Source organism: Agrobacterium sp. O3.4 (assembly GCF_041414895.1).
GTDB lineage: Bacteria > Pseudomonadota > Alphaproteobacteria > Rhizobiales > Rhizobiaceae > Agrobacterium > Agrobacterium cucumeris.
The window spans coordinates 1-17,441 of record NZ_JALPZP010000010.1; the positions used below are offsets into that span (position 1 = coordinate 1).

15 protein-coding genes and 1 pseudogene are annotated in these 17,441 nt (G+C 59.0%); 3 read left to right on the forward strand and 13 right to left on the reverse strand.

Features of this window, described 5'->3' with window-relative positions; translation table 11 throughout:
- The 11 genes and pseudogenes from M0412_RS25240 to M0412_RS25290 all read right to left on the reverse strand — a co-directional run.
- Positions 1 to 2,032, reverse strand: a pseudogene (locus M0412_RS25240) (hypothetical protein); the annotation flags it as partial.
- Positions 2,033 to 2,077: 45 nt separating this feature from the next.
- The gene (locus M0412_RS25245; RefSeq protein WP_142841855.1) at positions 2,078 to 2,731 is read right to left on the reverse strand and encodes a DUF1629 domain-containing protein; all 654 of its coding nucleotides are present in this window, start codon (positions 2,729 to 2,731) and stop codon (positions 2,078 to 2,080) included.
- 707 nt (positions 2,732 to 3,438) lie between these two features.
- Positions 3,439 to 4,224: a TIM barrel protein gene (locus tag M0412_RS25250; protein WP_269699886.1), complete on the reverse strand. Its 786-nt coding sequence runs from the start codon at positions 4,222 to 4,224 to the stop codon at positions 3,439 to 3,441.
- An 8-nt stretch (positions 4,225 to 4,232) separates the two neighbouring features.
- Positions 4,233 to 5,243 carry a Gfo/Idh/MocA family protein gene (locus tag M0412_RS25255; protein ID WP_142841853.1) on the reverse strand — a complete coding sequence of 337 codons (1,011 nt, stop codon included), beginning with the start codon at positions 5,241 to 5,243 and terminating at the stop codon, positions 4,233 to 4,235.
- A 10-nt stretch (positions 5,244 to 5,253) separates the two neighbouring features.
- Positions 5,254 to 6,150, reverse strand: coding sequence for a sugar phosphate isomerase/epimerase family protein (locus tag M0412_RS25260; protein WP_142841852.1), 897 nt, complete (start codon positions 6,148 to 6,150; stop codon positions 5,254 to 5,256).
- Positions 6,151 to 6,196: 46 nt separating this feature from the next.
- Positions 6,197 to 7,105, reverse strand: coding sequence for a substrate-binding domain-containing protein (locus tag M0412_RS25265; RefSeq protein WP_161991373.1), 909 nt, complete (start codon positions 7,103 to 7,105; stop codon positions 6,197 to 6,199).
- Between the two features lie 168 nt (positions 7,106 to 7,273).
- Positions 7,274 to 8,215, reverse strand: a complete 942-nt coding sequence (locus M0412_RS25270) for a sugar ABC transporter substrate-binding protein (RefSeq protein WP_142841850.1) — start codon at positions 8,213 to 8,215, stop codon at positions 7,274 to 7,276.
- 282 nt (positions 8,216 to 8,497) lie between these two features.
- Positions 8,498 to 9,526 carry a LacI family DNA-binding transcriptional regulator gene (locus M0412_RS25275; protein ID WP_283159210.1) on the reverse strand — a complete coding sequence of 343 codons (1,029 nt, stop codon included), beginning with the start codon at positions 9,524 to 9,526 and terminating at the stop codon, positions 8,498 to 8,500.
- 175 nt (positions 9,527 to 9,701) lie between these two features.
- Positions 9,702 to 10,907 (reverse strand): 3-oxoadipyl-CoA thiolase, encoded by a 1,206-nt coding sequence (gene pcaF / locus M0412_RS25280; RefSeq protein WP_269699884.1) that lies wholly within the window; start codon positions 10,905 to 10,907, stop codon positions 9,702 to 9,704.
- Positions 10,908 to 10,917: 10 nt separating this feature from the next.
- Positions 10,918 to 11,613, reverse strand: a complete 696-nt coding sequence (locus M0412_RS25285) for a CoA transferase subunit B (RefSeq protein ID WP_269699883.1) — start codon at positions 11,611 to 11,613, stop codon at positions 10,918 to 10,920.
- Complete coding sequence (locus tag M0412_RS25290; protein ID WP_269699882.1) at positions 11,610 to 12,317, reverse strand: 3-oxoacid CoA-transferase subunit A; 708 nt, start codon at positions 12,315 to 12,317, stop codon at positions 11,610 to 11,612. The genes M0412_RS25285 and M0412_RS25290 overlap by 4 nt, the downstream gene beginning before the upstream one ends.
- A gap of 139 nt (positions 12,318 to 12,456) precedes the next feature.
- Between M0412_RS25290 and M0412_RS25295 the strand changes: the two genes are divergently transcribed.
- Positions 12,457 to 13,218: an IclR family transcriptional regulator gene (locus tag M0412_RS25295; protein ID WP_269699881.1), complete on the forward strand. Its 762-nt coding sequence runs from the start codon at positions 12,457 to 12,459 to the stop codon at positions 13,216 to 13,218.
- Here the strand turns inward: M0412_RS25295 and M0412_RS25300 are convergent.
- Positions 13,188 to 14,117: a helix-turn-helix domain-containing protein gene (locus M0412_RS25300; RefSeq protein WP_269699880.1), complete on the reverse strand. Its 930-nt coding sequence runs from the start codon at positions 14,115 to 14,117 to the stop codon at positions 13,188 to 13,190. The genes M0412_RS25295 and M0412_RS25300 overlap by 31 nt on opposite strands.
- A gap of 117 nt (positions 14,118 to 14,234) precedes the next feature.
- Between M0412_RS25300 and pobA the strand changes: the two genes are divergently transcribed.
- A complete protein-coding gene (pobA, locus tag M0412_RS25305; RefSeq protein ID WP_269699878.1) occupies positions 14,235 to 15,407 on the forward strand; it encodes a 4-hydroxybenzoate 3-monooxygenase in 1,173 nt (390 codons plus the stop codon).
- 198 nt (positions 15,408 to 15,605) lie between these two features.
- Here the strand turns inward: pobA and pcaQ are convergent, their stop codons facing one another.
- Entirely contained in the window at positions 15,606 to 16,547 is a 942-nt protein-coding gene (pcaQ, locus tag M0412_RS25310; RefSeq protein ID WP_065116973.1) for a pca operon transcription factor PcaQ, read from the reverse strand.
- Positions 16,548 to 16,641: 94 nt separating this feature from the next.
- On the opposite strand from pcaQ, the gene pcaD reads away from it, so the two are divergent.
- Positions 16,642 to 17,439, forward strand: a complete 798-nt coding sequence (gene pcaD, locus M0412_RS25315) for a 3-oxoadipate enol-lactonase (protein ID WP_269699877.1) — start codon at positions 16,642 to 16,644, stop codon at positions 17,437 to 17,439.
- Positions 17,440 to 17,441 lie beyond the last annotated feature (2 nt).

The following is a 17,441-nucleotide window of genomic DNA, read 5'->3' on the forward strand; positions in this document are numbered from 1 at the left end:
CGGCCTTTGCAGCAACCTGTGCCTTGGCGGCGGCCTGTTTTTCTGCTTCGGCTTTCGCTGCGGCCTGCGCCTTGGCGGCGGCCTGTTTTTCTGCCTCGGCCTTCGCAGCAGCCTGTGCCTTGGCGGCAGCCTGTTTTTCTGCCTCTGCCTTCGCAGGAGCCTGTGCCTTGGCGGCGGCCTGTTTTTCTGCCTCGGCTTTCGCTGTCGCCTGAGCCTTGGCAGCTTCTTGTTTTGCTGCCTCGACCTTCACGGCCTCGTTTTTCGCATATTCGGCTTTCGCAGTCTTTATAGTCGTTTCGGCACTGGCCCATTGCTGCCGCAACGCCGCGGCTTTTAATGCGCGCCGCTCTGTTTCGGAATCGAATATCAACTTTCCAGAGACGTCATAACGTTGCTCTCGCACCGCCTCGCCCTTTGAATTGAAAGTTTTTTCGGTACGGCTACCATCAGCATTGAAAAATTCTTTCGAACTGCTGTCGTCGACCCGAAGTACTGTAGTTGCAGCAACTCGGCCCGTGGATGGGTCGTAGGTCTTTTCCGTGCTCGATCCGTCTGAATTGAAGAGGATATCGCCCGTTTTTTTACCCTGACTGTCGAAGAAGGTGGAAGAGACAGGCTTGCCGGTTTTGATGTCGCTTATTGTTTCGGCTCTGCCTTCTTCGCTCGTAACAATCACGTTGGAATATTGTCCGCCGCGAATGACGGTAATGTTGGCGCCAGCTTCTTCTGCCGGTTCTATTGCCTGATTTGCCCGAACATCTTTGATGACGCCTTCTATCAAAGATTCCACGGACGCGTCCGGCTGCTCGAGGCGGCGTTCTTTATATTCTGCGTTCAATTCACGCATGAGTTTGTCCGCCAGTTCCTTCGGCATGCCACTGGCGATCAACCCACGATAATATTTGCCCGACGGTTGCAGCAACGGCGTCTCAACACCCGCTTCGGGGGTGCCTGCCTGCAGAAGCGAAATAACATCATCGGCAGCTTTCCAAAGCGCGTCGACAGCGGTATCACCCAATAATGTGCCCGTGGCTCCCCCGACAAGAGCACCGACAACGGAGCTTGCGAGGGAAACAGGACCGCCCGGGGCACCTATTGCACCGCCGATTGCCGCGCCAGCCGCAGCTCCTTCCATGCCAAGATACAGCCTGGCAGCAAGGCGAGCCATGATGTCAGCTGCCGCAGCACGATCCCCCTTGCTGACTGAATCCGCGGCTTCCGCAGTACCTGTGCCAATGTCGTAGACCAGACCGGCGATGCCTAGGATTTTCAGCCCCGTCAAAAGCTTTGGCATGTAATAGCTTGAGGCAGTGGCTTTTCCGCTCAGGACATCGTTTAGCAGCTTCGTGTCCCAGACGGTATCGAGCTTCTGTGCTAAAGCTGCCGAAACCACAAGACGACCGGTTTGTCGCGCCTCCGCGATCGCAAGCCCGAGACCCAGTTTAGCAACTTCAGCAGAGTTCTTTGCAGCCTTCTTTCCAACCTGCTCAATCGCGTCAAGGGTCGTTTGAATCCTCGTCTCAGACACCGTGACGGCATCCCAACTGTTGATTTGTCCCTTAGCAAAAGTACCAATCTGTTCACCGTGGTTTTTCGCATAGGATTTCAGATTGCGGAAGAAGCTATTGATTTTGGCATTTGTTTCGGCTTCGGTCATGTTGATTGGCTTGTTGGTGAACAAATCGCCATTAACCAATCCCGCCCGCATTGTATTGCACAACGCGTTGACTTGCTCTGCCACGCGCCCAGCCGCAGCTTTGTCGCCCCGAAGCGTGAGCTGGCCATCAGGAGATTTCTCCAATTCCGCTAGATGCAGCGTAAGACTCTTTGAATACTCCGCAAGCGGCCCCCCGGGGTGGGGAGACAACCCCATTTTGAATGCTAATTCGCGCTTGGCTGGCATGTTTAGCCGATTCACCGAATTGTCTACGCCAAACAATCCCAGTTTACTCAGATTCTGCAACAAAGCGCTTTTGCCGGCTGCTCGCTGCTCTATGATATGATGGTCTTGAAAAGCAGGAATATCAGCCACTGAAATAGCTCCGCCTGAAATAAATTTGAAAAAAATTTTAGATATTCAAAGAGTTAATGCGTCTAAAAACCAGAGGCCTTTAATATCTTTTGTAGATTTGCAGGCCACATAAAGAACATCGTCACAGATAGGATCTGCTGCAAGCCTCGGCTGCACAAAAACGTGGGCAGTACCAACAATTTCTTCATGGAAGTGTAGGCTTGCGCCGCCCGCCACGCTGTAAAGTTTCATATCTTCGCCGGTCTGATGATCCGGATAATATTTTACGCGAACATCTGACGCTTCTTCGTCCAGCGCATCAATTGACCTAATAACATCACACAGGAAGTGTTTCGGACCCTTTGATCCATCATTCAATGTGTAATCGCACTCTGCGAAGACAAACGCATCTGGATCAACAACTTCAAAAATCTGTTTCAGTCGCTCAGACACGAACCAGTATCCACTCAATGTCCCCTCAAGATCACGAGGAGGCTTCCCCTGCTTTTTGTCATAGGCAATATGTGGTTTTTCTTTCAGCTCTGGGAAGCCGCCCCCTTCGGGACGCACTATCATGCGAGGCGGAGTCAACAGTTTTTCTTCGTTGACGAAAATGAGACCATGGCCTGAACCACCTCCCCGGATATCCGGGCCGAAAACGTAGAATTTCCTCTCACTCTGCGTGCGGCGGGGTACACAGGGCGGGGTAGCGTCGTCCATTGTCAACTCCAAAATTAAATCTTGCAAAATATCGGCTTCGTCTGATTTGGCTTGACCCAACGAAATCACCGAAGCGCCATGTAGATGTTAGCCTCTGAACCTTTGATGTAACTGGCGGTGGGCGTCAACACGCCAGCGCACTGCCACGGCCTCAGTCGCTCGCGCTTTGAAGCACTACCCGCGACATTCCTTTGCCATCAACAAACGCACCCGACAGAAGATGACCACCCGAAATGCGCTTTTTCTGCAACTGACCAATCCACCCAAGCTGGCGGCGCCGTAACATAATAATATATCATAGCCATTACTATCTTTAATCACAAATAAAAAACATACTGTAAATCTACCATATTTTAAATAATAATAAATCTCCTACCGGAGAAAATACACATTAATTCCACACAAATGTCAACTATAAATAAAAAAATTAAATATTAAATAGTTAGAATTATTAAATTTTATAATACAATATTCTAATTTGTAATTTTTAATCCACAAAACTAAAAACCCGAAGACATACTCAGAATTATCGGCTACGTCGCCTTCCATGCAGCGAATATCACAGCAAAACAATCATGAAATTAGTCATCTTTTGTGCAAGGTTCGAAAGTGAAAAGCTTCTTCGTTCCGAGCAGTCGCTATTGGAGCCAAATTCAAACTGACATAAAGAAAAAACCACCCGCGGCGAACCACGGGCGGCAAGGCGGTCAGAGCGCCTGGGAGATATGGTCGATGCTGCCCTTTACGGCAGCGACAGGGTCTTTAAGGTCGTGCACTTCCGTCGCGAAGGGTTCGAAGCTGTAAGGCCCCCTGTAACCGGCCGCGTCAAGTGTCCTGATCTGGGCGATATTCTCCAGCCGGTCGCCGCCATCCACCAGAACGCGGTGGGCGTCGAGCATGTCGGCGACGGAGACGGCGGGATCGATCACCCCGGAGATGTGGACCAGTCCCGTTCGCTCCGGGAAGAACTCGGTCTCGCCTGCGAGATGGTGGTGGAAGGTGTCGTGCACCAGCCTGTAAACATCGCCGCCACCGGCCGCATCGATGGCCTTGATGGCTTCGGCCTTGGTGCGCAGCGAGGAGACCGGGAAGCCGAGCGGCTCTACGAAACCGATCAGGCCGCGTTCCTCAAGGATCGGCTTCATAGCCTTCAGTGCCGTGACGAGATTATCAAAAGACACCGCCGTGCCGTCATTGAGCGGGCACATCACCAGCGCCTTCGCACCGCTCGCCGCGGCATAATCAGCCATCGCGACGGCCCGCGCAGGCAGGTCGCCCGACCAGACGTTGAAGGGATAAAGCGCGTTGATCGAGATGATCGTCACGCCCGCCTTTTCGGCCGCCGCTTTTACCTCGGCCGGATCCACCGTGCCGACGATGTCTGGCAGGTCGTTGCGGATTTCGACTTCGGTGAGGCCGAGTTCACGGGCGGTTGCGAAGAACGCCTCAAGGGAAAGCTTCGGCGCGGTGATGTGGTTGATGGCAAAACGCATGAAAGACCTCACTGATAAAGGGCTGGACGGGTGGGAAGCTCGATTGCGACGGCCGCCCCATCCTTCTCCTGCGCGGCCACGCAGGCGTCGGAGGTGATGGCGGCCACGTAGCCGTCCCAGGAGTTCGGTCCCGAGGCCGTGCCCTTTGCCGCCGCGTGGATGAAATCCTGTAATTCGACATCATAGCTGGCGATGAAGCGATCCTTCCAGTCGGTGAGGATATCGTTCTGCAGCTTGGCGCCGAGGCGGGTCTGCACCGACATCGGCTCCGGCAGGCTGGCAATGCCGTCTTCGCCCACCACCTGGCACTGGATATCGTAGCCATAGTGGCAATTGACGAAGATTTCGACGTCGATGATCGTGCCCTTGGCGGTTTCCAGAATAACGATCTGCGGGTCCTTCAGCTTGGCATGGCTGCGGGCGGCGGAGCGGGGAAAGAGAACGCGGGCCGAAACATAGTCATCGTCAAGCAGCCAGCGCAGCACGTCGATCTCATGGATCATCGTGTCATGGATCGCCATGGGCGTAACATATTGCTCCGGAACCGTTGGGTTGCGGTGGGCGGCATGCACCATGATCGGCGCGCCGATCCTGTTATCCACGGCCTGTTTCAGCGCCACGTAACCGGCATCATAACGGCGCATGAAGCCCACCTGAACCAGCCGTTTGCCATGCGCCACTTCGGCGTCGACGATGCGTCTTGCGCCTTCGGCCGTTGTCGCCAGCGGCTTTTCGCAGAAGCACGGCTTGCCGGCGGCAATGGCCGCCAGCACATATTGCTCATGGGTTGCGCCCCATGAAGTGACGAGCACGGCATCCACGTCCGGCGATGCGATCAGCTCTTCGCCGGTGGCGAACACGACGGCATCCGGGGCGATGTCGTTTTTAACCGCCTCGGCCGAGGCGCGGTTGACGTCGCTCAGCGCAACGATCTTCGCGCCGCCCAGAACTTGATTGATACGGCGGGCGTGATCACGCCCGATTGCGCCGGTGCCGACGACACCAATTCTCACAGTCATCTGAAAAACCTCATTTCCAGTATTTGGCGACGTATCGCCGGGTTTCGCTGAGCATGAACCGCGCGCTTTCATCGACGCGGTCTTCCCAGGCAAAGACGCAGTTCGACAGCACGCCATCGAATTTCATGTCGGCAAGCGTCGCAAAGAAGGTTTCCCAGTCGATCTCGCCCTGGCCGAAATCGGTATGCTGATGCACCCTGACCTTCGAGCCGGGCGGATTGACGATGTAACGCAGCTGCGACGACTTGTTGTGGTCATAGGTATCGGCAAGGCGCACATGCACCAGATGGCCCTCGGTCGCGCGCAGGTTCGCCACCATGTCCGGCCCGTAAAAGAACGTATGCGGCGCGATGAAGGATGCCTTTACCGCCTTGGAATTGATGGTCTTGATGATGTCGATGGCCGGGGCGATCTCCTCGAGCCAGTCTTCGGGATGCGCCTCCAGCGACAGCACCAGCCCTTCCCGTTCGAGGATCGGCACCAGAATATCCATGGCGCGGAAGAACTGCGCCTCGCAGGTTTCCGGGCGGTGCAGGCCGGAACGGTCGTTAAGGCTGCGCTCCGGCGAGCCGCCACGGCCGAATTCCGAAACGAACATCGGGCATTCCATCTCGACGGCAATCTCGATGGCGCGTTTCCAGTTGTCGATCGCCACCTCCCATTCGTCCGGATAGGGGCTTGCCCAGCGATACATGGGCTGCAGCGTGGCGAGGCCGACACCATGGTCCTTCAGCGCCTTTTTGAATTCGGCGACCCGTTCGGGATAGACCTTGGGCCGTGTCCACCACGAGAGAAAATCCGGACGCGGCGAAAGTTCGACGTAATCATAACCGAGGTCTGCGACCTTGCGGCAGGTTTCGGCCAGGGAGAAAAGCCGGAACATGTGGGGATCGAGCGTATGTTTCATGGCTGTTTCCAGTGGAGTGATAGATGGACCGGGGCCGAAGCCCCGTCTATTTCGCGTAGGCGGACATGTTTTCCGGGGTGACGAGTTCAAACGGCACCCAGAGCGTCTTCTCGGTACCTTGCCCGGCAGCGGCCTTCACCGCCGTCTGGACGGAGACCTCGCCCTGCTTCGTCGCATTCTGGTAAACGGTGATATCGAGATCGCCGGCCTGCATGGCGGCAAGACCGTCCGGCGTGGCGTCGATGCCGGCAATGACGACATCCTTCATGGAAACGCCCGCTGCCTTGAGCGCCTGCGCGGCGCCGATCGCCATTTCATCATTATTGGCAATCACGGCATCGAACTGTATGCCCGCCGTCAGCCAGGAGGAGACAAGGTCCTGCGCCTGCGTGCGGCTCCAGTTCGCTGTCTGCTTTTCGAGGATTTCGATCTTGCATTCCGGTTTGGAAAACACCGTTTCGACATCCTTGGTGCGCACCAGCGCCGCGTGGTTTTCCAATGGTCCCATCAGGATGACGGCCTTGCCCTTGCCGCCCATCAGCTTGCAGGCGGCTTCAGCTTCCATGGTGCCGGAATCGAGTTCGTTGGAACCGACAAAGGCCGTGCCGTCAGGCAGGCCGGTTTCCAACTCGGCCGGCGGATGGTTGACATAGACAAGCGGAATTTTGGCGGCTGATGCGGCCTTGGTGATTGCGGCAGTGGCGTCGCCATCCACGGCATTGACGATGATAGCGTCGACACCATTGGCGATGAAATTCTGCACCTGATTAAGCTGTTTCGACGGATCAAGCTGGGCATCCTCAACCAGAAGCTCGATGTTTTTATCGCGCCCGGCCTCGGCCCTGATGCCGTTGAGCAGGATCGTCAGAAACGGATTGTCGAAAGACGTCATGGACACCGCGATACGGTTCTCGGCAAGGGCCGGTGTCGCGAAAATGCAGAGTGCCGTCGCCATCAATAGTTTCTTCAAGGTTTCCTCCCACGGAAATCGCTGCTGGTTGCTTCATGTCGTGTCACCGGAGCCGGCCATCCTGCCGGCTCCGGCGCGTTCGGCCTACCCGGCGGCACTCCCCGGGAGCGGAGAAGCCGCCTGGGCAAGGCCATGGCTCATTTCTTGGATGACTCAGTTCTTGGCCTGATAGTTCTTTAGGTTGTCAGGCGTGACGAGTTCGAAGGGTACGAAGACCTTCTTGTCCACCGCATCGCCCTTGGCGAGTTTCAACGCCGCATCCAGCGCACCCTTGCCCTGCCCTGCTGCATTCTGGAAAACGCTCACATCCAGATCGCCCGCCTCCATGGCGGCAAGCGCGTCCTGCGTGGCGTCGATGCCGGCGATGATGACGCTGTCCATCGACCGGCCTGCCGCCTTCAGCGACTGAATAGCGCCAATGGCCATCTCGTCATTGTTGGAAATGACGGCATCGAATTCAACGCCGGCTGAAAGCCAGTTGGTCATCAGGTCCGAGCCCTGCGTGCGCGACCAGTTGGCGGATTGTTCCTCGACAAGCTTGATGAAGCTGCATTCGGGCGTGGCGACGACATCCTTGATATCTTGCGTGCGCATGCGGGCGGCCTGGTTGGAAAGCTCGCCCATCATCACCACCGCCTTGGCTTCCGTCTTGCCCGCTTCCTTCAAAAGCCGGCAGACTTCCTGCGTCTGCAGGGTGCCCGATTGTTTTTCATCGGAGGCGACAAAGGCCTGTTTGTCCGGCAGGCTGTCGAGATTGACCGGCTGGCGGTTGACGTAAACGAGCGGAATGCCGGCGGCGGCAGCGGCCTGCGAAAGTGCTACGGTCGCGTCCGTATCGACGGGATTGACGATGATGGCATCGACGCCGGCAGCGACGAAATTCTGTACCTGGCTCAGCTGCTTGCCGACATCGTTCTGCGCATCCTCGACCTGCAGCGAAACGCCGCTCATGCCCTTGGAATAATCGATCATGCCGTTGCGCAGCACGGTCAGGAAATTATCGTCGAACAGGGCCATCGAAACCCCGACGGTCTGCGCCGAAGCGCCCGTTGCCAGCATCGTGGCGAAAGCTGCAATTGCGAAATGTCTTTTCATGTCGTTCTCCTCCAAACCCCTTTGAAAAGGACCGGTCGAGCCGGCCTGAGCGCATCGCGCCGCCACCGCCTTCCGGCAAAAGCTGGCCTTCGCCGCGAAGAAAAACCCGCAGCGTCAAACAGCCTTGAAATAATCTAATGTCGTGTGGGTCCGGCCTCCTGCCCGTTCCACCGGCGGCCAAGATTTCCTAGTCCGGCCCCGGCGTCAACGCGTCAGAGACCGCCGAAACCATCAAGCCTGATAGAAACGGGCATCGGATTTATGATGGAATCCATCAAACCATCAAAGGCTCTCAGGAACCCACAGATGTGCAGGCACAAAACGCTGTCCCGGCGTTTCCGCCATGCCGTGTTCGATGGTGTGAACCATCGTGGCCAGAAGGTCGGTGCATAGCTCGCGTAACGGTGTCTGGAAAACGCCGCTGATGCGCCTTTCCAGCAGCGCCTGACGGGATTCGGGCGTCAGTTCATTCACGAGGCAGACGATGTTTTCCTGCCGGTTTTCCTGCTGCAGCGCCTCGATCACCCCTTCCATGCCACCGCCGATGCAATAGATGCCGACGAGATCGCGGTGCTTGGCGATGGTGTCCATCACAAGCTCATAGGTCAGGCGACGCGTTTCCAGCGTGATGAGGGCATCCATCACCTCAAATTCCGGCGCATATTCCCGCATGTAGCTGCGAAAGCCGGTTTCGCGCAGCGAATGGCCGTGGAAACGGTGCCCGCCCAGCAGCAGAAGTACCTTGCCCCTGCTGCGCGCCAGCTGCGAGATCATCCAGGCCGCCGTGCGCCCCACCTTCATGTTGTTGGCGCCGAGATAGGCCTCCCGCACGCCTTGAGCAAAATCGGACAGCAGCGAAAAGGTCGGTATACCCTTGGCTTTCAACCCCTCGACAGCGGCCGTGACATCGTGATGGTCCGGCCCCGTGGCGGCAACAGCCTGCACGCGGCCCTTCATGCCGGTCAGCAGCGCCGCAAGCTCGCCCGGTTCGCCGGACTGGGCGAATTCGATGCGCAAATTGAGGTGGCGATCGCGGATGTTGCGCGCCGCAAGCTCCAGCTCGTCGGCGAAGGTCTGATAAAAGGCATGCCTTTCCTTGCGCAAGATGATGCCGAGACTATAGGACGGCATATCAGCCAGCATGCGCTGGCGAATGATGTTGGTGGCATGAAAACCGATCTTCTCCGCCGCCTCAAACACCCGCCGCGCGGTCTCCTCCCGCACCGGCAGGCGGCCGTTCAGCACCCGGTCGACGGTGGCGACGCTGACGCCGGCGGCTTTTGCAACATCGGTGATGGTTGGACGCTTCATGTTGGCTCCCGCAGGCGGAAAGATTTCCGTCATATCTCGCAAAACATGTCACGGATGATGATGGAATCCAACATGGTGAAGGGATATGGCGGCGAGCGTCACGGGAAAAATGCTGAGGCTGCGTCTTATCACGACAGCACTCGCCTGTATCCCGATACCGAAGCCGCTTGTCCCGTCAGACCCGTTCCAGCGCCACGGCAATACCCTGCCCGACGCCAATGCACATGGTGGCGAGCGCAAGCCGCTTGCCGGTCAGCGAAAGTTCAAGCGCCGCCGTGCCGGCAATGCGCGCACCGGACATGCCGAGCGGATGGCCGAGTGCAATTGCGCCGCCGTTTGCGTTGACCCGCGCATCGTCATCGGCAATGCCGAGCTGGCGAAGGGTCGCAAGGCCCTGGCTGGCGAAGGCCTCGTTCAGCTCGATCACGTCAAGCTGTTCCTGCTTCAACCCGAGCCGCGCCAGGAGCTTGGCCGAGGCCGGGGCCGGGCCGATGCCCATGACGCGCGGCGGCACGCCGGCGGCGGCACCGCCGAGAATGCGGGCAATCGGCGTCAGACCGTATTTCTTCGCCGCTTCCGCCGAGGCTATGATGAGCGCGGCCGCGCCGTCATTGACACCAGACGCATTGCCCGCCGTCACCGTCGCGCCATCGCGCCTGTTGACCGGCTTCAGCTTCGCCAGCGCCTCAAGACTGGTCGCACGCGGATGTTCATCTCTGGAGACAACAAGCGGATCGCCCTTGCGCTGCGGGATCGTCACCGAGACGATTTCCCTGTCGAGACGGCCATTGACCTGCGCATCCGCCGCCTTCTGCTGGCTGCGCACCGCGAAGGCATCCTGATCCTCGCGCGAGACCCGATAATCGACCGCGACATTGTCACCCGTTTCCGGCATGGAATCGACGCCATATTGCGCCTTCATCAACGGGTTGACGAAACGCCAGCCGATGGTGGTGTCATAGATTTCGGCATTGCGCGAAAAGGCGCTTTCGGCTTTCGGCAGAACGAAGGGCGCGCGGCTCATGCTTTCCACGCCGCCGGCGATCATCAATTCGGCCTCACCGGATTTGACGGCGCGGGCGGCTGCAATGACGGCATCCATGCCGGAGCCGCACAGCCGGTTGATCGTCGTTCCGGTTACCGAGACCGGCAGGCCGGCAAGCAGCAGCGACATGCGCGCCACATTGCGGTTGTCCTCACCCGCCTGATTGGCGCAGCCGAAGATCACATCCTCGACGGCTTCCCAGTCAACGGACGGGTTGCGCTCGACAAGCGCCTTCAGCGGCACCGCGCCGAGATCATCGGCCCGCACCGGGGACAACGCGCCGCCGAAGCGGCCGATGGGGGTGCGGATATAATCGCAGATGAATGCGTCGGTCATCGGTTTTTCCTTAAAGTTCCGGGGCGACGAGATCGGCGACCTCGCCGTCGACATGAAGCGGCGCACCGGTCATGGCCTGCAATTCATCGAACGTCATCGCCGGCAGTTTCTCGCGCAGCACGAAACGGCCATCCACCACGTCGATGACAGCATGGCTGGTATAGATGCGGGTGATGCAGCCAACGCCGGTCAGTGGGAAAGCGCATTTCTCAACGAGCTTCGGTTCGCCGTTCTTGGTCACATGTTCGGTGATGACGAAGACCTGCTTGGCGCCATGCACCAGATCCATGGCGCCGCCGACGGCCGGCACGCCCTTGGAGCCAACGCGCCAGTTGGCGAGATCGCCATTCTGCGCCACCTGATAGGCGCCGAGGATCGCCACATCCAGATGCCCGCCGCGCACCATGGCGAAGCTGTCGGCATGGTGGAAAAAGGCGGCACCGGGTTTCAGTGTGACGGCCTTCTTGCCGGCATTGATAAGGTTCCAGTCCTCTTCACCTTCCGGCGGCGCTTCGCCAAAATTGAGAATACCGTTTTCGGTATGGAAAATCGCCTGTCGACCGGGCGGCTGGTAACGCGCCACCATTTCAGGAAAGCCGATGCCGAGATTGACGTAAGCACCGTCTTCGATGTCCTGCGCCGCGCGCCACGCGATCTGGGCGTTGGAAAGCTTGATGTCTTCGCGGGTGTCGATGGTCTGGGTCATGCGTAGGCTACTCCGGCGCGAATGAGGACTTCTTCCTGTTGCGGATCGGGGATTTCCACGACGCCGTTCACGAAAATGCCTGGCGTCACAACATGCTCCGGGTCGATTTCACCGGCGGCGACGATCTTCGAGACCTGCGCGATGGTGGTCTTCGCGGCCATGCACATCAGCGGGTTAAAATTGCGGCCCGCCTTGTTGTAGGTGAGGTTGCCATAGGTATCGCCAAGCTCGGCCTTGACGATGGCGAAATCCGCCTTCAGCCAGCGTTCCTGCACATAGGAGCGGCCGTCGAATTCCGCGATAACCTTGCCTTCAGCCAGTTCCGTGCCGAAACCGGTCGGGGTGTAGAAGGCCGGAATGCCAGAACCGCCGGCGCGGATGCGCTCGGCGAGCGTGCCTTGCGGCACCAGTTCCAGCTCGATTTCACCGGCCAGATAGCGGTCTGTAAAGGCGCGCGGATCGGAAGAGCGCGGGAAGGAGCAGATCATCTTCCTGACCATGCCGGCATCGATCATCGCGGCGATGCCGATGCGGCCGTTGCCGGCATTGTTGTTGATGACCGTCAGGTTCTTTGGTCCCCTGTCGATCAGCGCGTGGATCAACTCGATGGGCGCGCCGGAGCCGCCGAAACCGCCGATCATGATCGTCGCTCCATCACCGATGCCGGCAAGCGCCTCTTCCGCGTTCTTGATTGTCTTGTCCATTCTCAAAACCTCCATCCAGCCAGGCGGATGGAACCGACAAGGCTGCGTGGCCATGAGGTAAGGCCGAAATCGCCTCGACGGCAAGGATTTTGTGCGTTATATGATTTTTGTTCGTATATCGCACAAATGGAGCTTGGGCATGGCCGTCAGCGAAAGAGACATGATGGGCGGTCTCGCCAAGGGATTGCGGGTGATCGAGGCTTTCAGCGCCGAGCGGCCGCGCCTGTCCATCTCCGATGCCGCCGAGATCGCCGGGCTGGACCGCGCCACGACGCGCCGCTGTCTGCTGACCCTTTCGGAGCTTGGTTACGCCGCTTACGACGGCAAGTTCTTCACCGTCACGCCGAAAGTGCTGCGGCTTGGCACCGGCTGTCTCGCCACCATGCCGCTGCCGAAGATCGTCCAGCCGCTCATCGACCATCTCTCAGAAGAGATCGGCCAGAGCACGTCGGTTTCGATTCTGGACGAGACGGAAATCGTTTATGTCGCCCGCGCCGCGCAACAGCGGGTCATGTCCATTGCGCTGATGCCGGGTTCGCGCCTGCCAGCCTATTGCACGTCGATGGGTCGCGTTCTGCTTTCCGCGCAAACATCCGAGCGGCAACGCGACACTCTCGGAGCCTCCCGGCTGGTTGCCCGCACGGAAAAGACGATCACCGACATGCAAGCCCTGCTCACCGAAATCGAGGTGACCGGCTATCGCGGTTATGCGCTGATCGATCAGGAAGTAGAGATTGGTCTTCGCTCCATCGCCGTGCCGCTGAAAACCATGCGTGGCCAGACGGTTGCCGCGCTTAATGTCGGGCTCGCCGCCTCGGTTGCGTCAATGGAGGATCTGGTGGAGCGTTATCTGCCGGCGCTTCTTTCCGTTCAGCGGGAGCTGGCGCGAATGCTGGTCTGAAACTGAGGCGGTGTCAGCCGCCCGCCCATATCACCCATTTTGCGCTGCTCCTCCAGCCGCCAGGCGCGCGGCGTCATGCCGGTCTCCCGCCTGAAGAAGCGGTTGAAATAAGCGGGATCGGCAAAACCCAGCCCTTCGGCGATCATCTGCACGCTGGAAACCGTGAAGATCAGTTCCTGCTGGGCGATCTCGATCTGCCGCCGAGCGATCAGCCGCTGCAGGCTGAGGCCGGAAACCGAACGAACGAGCCGGTTGAGATGGGTTTCTGAAAGGCCGAGTTTCTTCGCGTAAAACCCGGCTTTTTGCGGCTCGCGGATATGGCGGGCAATCAGCGACAGCAACCGTTCGAAACGTTGCTCGGCAAGGCCCTCGCCGCTGGTTTCCAAAAGCGGTCGCGCCGCCCGTGAAAGAAGCGCAACCACGGTGGCGAGCTGGCCTTCGATCATCGCATCGCGACCGATCTCGCGCGCCTCATATTCCGCGGAAATCCGTTCAAAACCACTGCGCAGACAGTCTTTCTCGGCAAAATCCCGCAAGGGAAAAAGCACCGGCTGCTGGAAATTTCGCAACAACAACGCCTGCACCGATGCCGGCAGCGCCCCCGGCAGCATGGTGACAATCACCCCACCAATATCGCGTGAGAAGCGGAAGCCATGTTCGAAGCCCGGCGGCACGATAATGGCGACCGGCGGGCGGATAGGTTCGATGCGGCCATCCAGCAACGCATCACCCTCGCCGCCAAAAATGTACAAGATTTGCAGAAAGGCGACATGACGGTGCAGGCCGATTTCAAAGCGATGCAGGCTGCTTCGCGAAAAAAGCGTCTCGCAATGGAAGCGAAAATCGGTGCCTTGCAAGGCTTCTTCGCCATAAAGCCCTTCATTGGCAGTCGCCCGCATCTCACTCCACTCCTGCGCCTGATGGTCGGATTGTGCAATTTACGGACCGGAAAGTCCATTGAGCTTGTGACCCGCCTTGGTCAATTTCTTGACCGGAGACAAGTTCGGGAGGAAACAATGCGCACACAGGTCGTCATCATCGGCTCCGGCCCATCGGGGCTGCTGCTAGGCCAGCTTCTGGCGGGAGCCGGTGTCGAGACCGTCATTCTCGATAGGGTCAGCAAGGATTATATCCTCGGCCGTGTTCGCGCCGGCGTGCTGGAAGAAGGCACCGTGCAGCTGATGGAAAAGGTCGGTGCGGACAAGCGCCTGCGCCGCGAGGGCCTGCCGCATGACGGTTTTTCGCTGACCTTTGACGGCCGAGACCACCGCATGGATCTGTTCGATCTGACGGGCGGCAAACGCGTTATGGTCTATGGCCAGACCGAAGTGACGCATGATCTGATGGATGTGCGCGAAGCGGCAAACCTCGTCACCATCTACGACGCCGGAAATGTCGAGCCGCATGATTTCGATGGCGCAAGCCCCTATGTCACCTATCAGAAAGACGGCGTAAGCCACCGGATCGATTGCGATTTCATCGCCGGCTGCGACGGTTTTCACGGGGTCAGCCGCAAATCCGTGCCGCAAGGCGCGATCAAGGAATTCGAGAAGGTCTATCCCTTCGGCTGGCTCGGCATTCTCGCCGATGTGCCGCCGGTCAACCACGAACTCATCTATGCCAACCACCCGCGCGGTTTTGCCCTCTGTTCCATGCGCTCAAACACGCGCAGCCGGTATTACATCCAATGTTCGCTGGAGGACCGGCCGGAGGACTGGAGCGACGAGCGCTTCTGGGATGAAATCCGCCGCCGTCTGCCGGAAAACCATGCGGATGCCATGGTGACCGGCCCGTCCTTCGAAAAATCCATCGCGCCGCTCCGGTCCTTCGTTAGTGAACCCATGCGGTTCGGACGGCTGTTTCTCGCCGGCGACGCCGCCCATATCGTGCCGCCGACCGGCGCCAAGGGCCTGAACCTTGCCGCCAGCGACGTGCATTATCTGAGCGAGGCGTTGATCGAATTTTATCGCGAAAAATCTAAAGCCGGCATCGATGCCTATTCGCAGAAGGCGCTTTCCCGCGTCTGGAAAGCCGTCCGCTTCTCGTGGTGGATGACGACGATGATGCATAGTTTTTCCGATACGGGAGATTTTGGCCAGCGCATCCAGGAAGCGGAATTGGATTACCTCGTGCAATCGCGCGCCGCCTCGACAGCGCTTGCGGAGAATTATGTCGGGCTTCCTTATTAGGGGCTGCCCCAGACACGCGGCTTTTATCTCTACCGTTTCCACACCCGTCACCCCGGACCCGATCCGGGGTCCAGCGCGATCAAGTCTTTGATCGCAAAAGACTCTTCTCACGGCGCAGACGCGCCGTGGCTGGATTCCGGCTCAAGGCCGGAATGACGGAGGAGAGCTTTTCAGACTTTTCCGACCCTCACCCTCATCTCAGGAACCCGCCTCCGCCCTCCCATCCAGCAACTCGCCCGCCGCCTCGCGAATAGCCTGCATCAACAGCGACAGCGGCAGCGAGGGCTGCGTATCGGCCCGGACCGTCAGCCCCACCGGCCCGCTGGTATCGCCGGTTTCGACCGGCAGGATCGCCAGAATGCCGTCCGTCACATCCGCCGCCACCACACCTTCAGAGATGATCCAGATCGCATCGCTGGTGCGCAGGAAGGCGCGGCCGAAGGCGTCGGACACGGTTTCGATGCGGATCGGCAGGGCCGGCACGCCGTTGGCGATCAGGAACTGCTCGACGACAGGGCCAATCACCGATTGCCGTGTCGGCATCAGTACCGGATATTCATGCAGGTGATCGAACACCGAAAGGCCGGGTGACAGCAGCGGGTGGCCGGCGCGCACCACGAAGCGCACCTTTTCAGAATAGAGATGTTCGAAGGAAAAGCCCGCCATTTTCTGCGGCGCGGCGAGACGGCCAACGACGAGATCGAGATCGCCGACACGCAGCTGCTCCAGAAGCACGGCGTTTTCGCCCGTCACGATCTTCACCGGGCTGCCGGTCTTTTCCGCCAGGAAACCGGCCATTGCCTGCGGCATGATCCGCACCGAAACCGTGGGCAGAGCGCCGACCCGCACCGGCGGACCGGCCCGCGCCGCCTCCTGCGAGACCGAATCGACCGCCTGTCGCAGCGCCGTCATCGTCGCACCGGCGTGGCGCAGAAACACCTCGCCATAACGGCTGATGCGGATGCCGCGCCCCTCCCGGTCGAACAATGACACGCCAAGAATCTCTTCCAGTTCACGGATGGTCTTCGTCACCGCCGGCTGGCTGACATGCAGGATTTCGGCGGCGCGGATGACGCTTTTCTGGCGCGCCACCTCCACGAAAGTCTGCAGGTGGCGGAACTTGATACGCTGGTCGACCATCGCTCGTATAATCCATAGGTTATGATTTTCATCGATAATGTCATTTTACTTAACCGGAACCGGCTTGCAATATCCCCGGCAGGAGGAGCACATCATGGATTTTCTGCGCTGCGGCGAGACCGTGATCCATTATCGCGTCAAGGGATTGGACAGCGGCAAGCCGGTCATCGCCTTCATCAATTCGCTCGGCACCGATTTCCGCATCTGGGATGCGGTCACCGAAGCGCTTGGCGATGATTATGCCTATGTGCTGCACGACAAGCGCGGCCATGGACTTTCGGATGTCGGACGCGCGCCCTATTCGATAGACGATCATGCCGGTGACCTGATCGAACTTCTCGATCACCTCGGCGTCAAAAGCGCGATCATCTGGGGCCTGTCAGTCGGCGGCCTGATTGCGCAGGGACTTTATGCCCGCCGTCCCGATCTGGTGCGCGCGCTCGTGCTTAGCAACACAGCCCACAAGATCGGCACGGCCGAGATGTGGAATGCCCGCATCGACAAGATCGCCGCAGATGGCCTCATCTCGCTGGTCGATCCCGTCATGGAACGCTGGTTCACGCCAGCGTTTCGCCAGCCTGACAATGCTGCCTATGCCGGTGCGCGCAACATGCTTTCGCAGCAGCCGGAAGCCGGTTACAGCGGCACCTGTGCCGCCATTCGCGATGCCGATTTTACCGATGAAGCGGGCCGCATCGCCGTGCCCACACTCTGCGTCGCGGGTGATCAGGACGGCTCGACACCGCCGGATCTGGTGCAGTCGCTGGCAGATCTCATTCCCGCAAGCCGCTTCGTCACCATTGCCGGCTGCGGCCATATTCCCTGCCTTGAACAGCCGCTCACCTATGCGCAGGCGGCGTGCATTTTTCTCAATACCTTGCCGGAGCATTGACC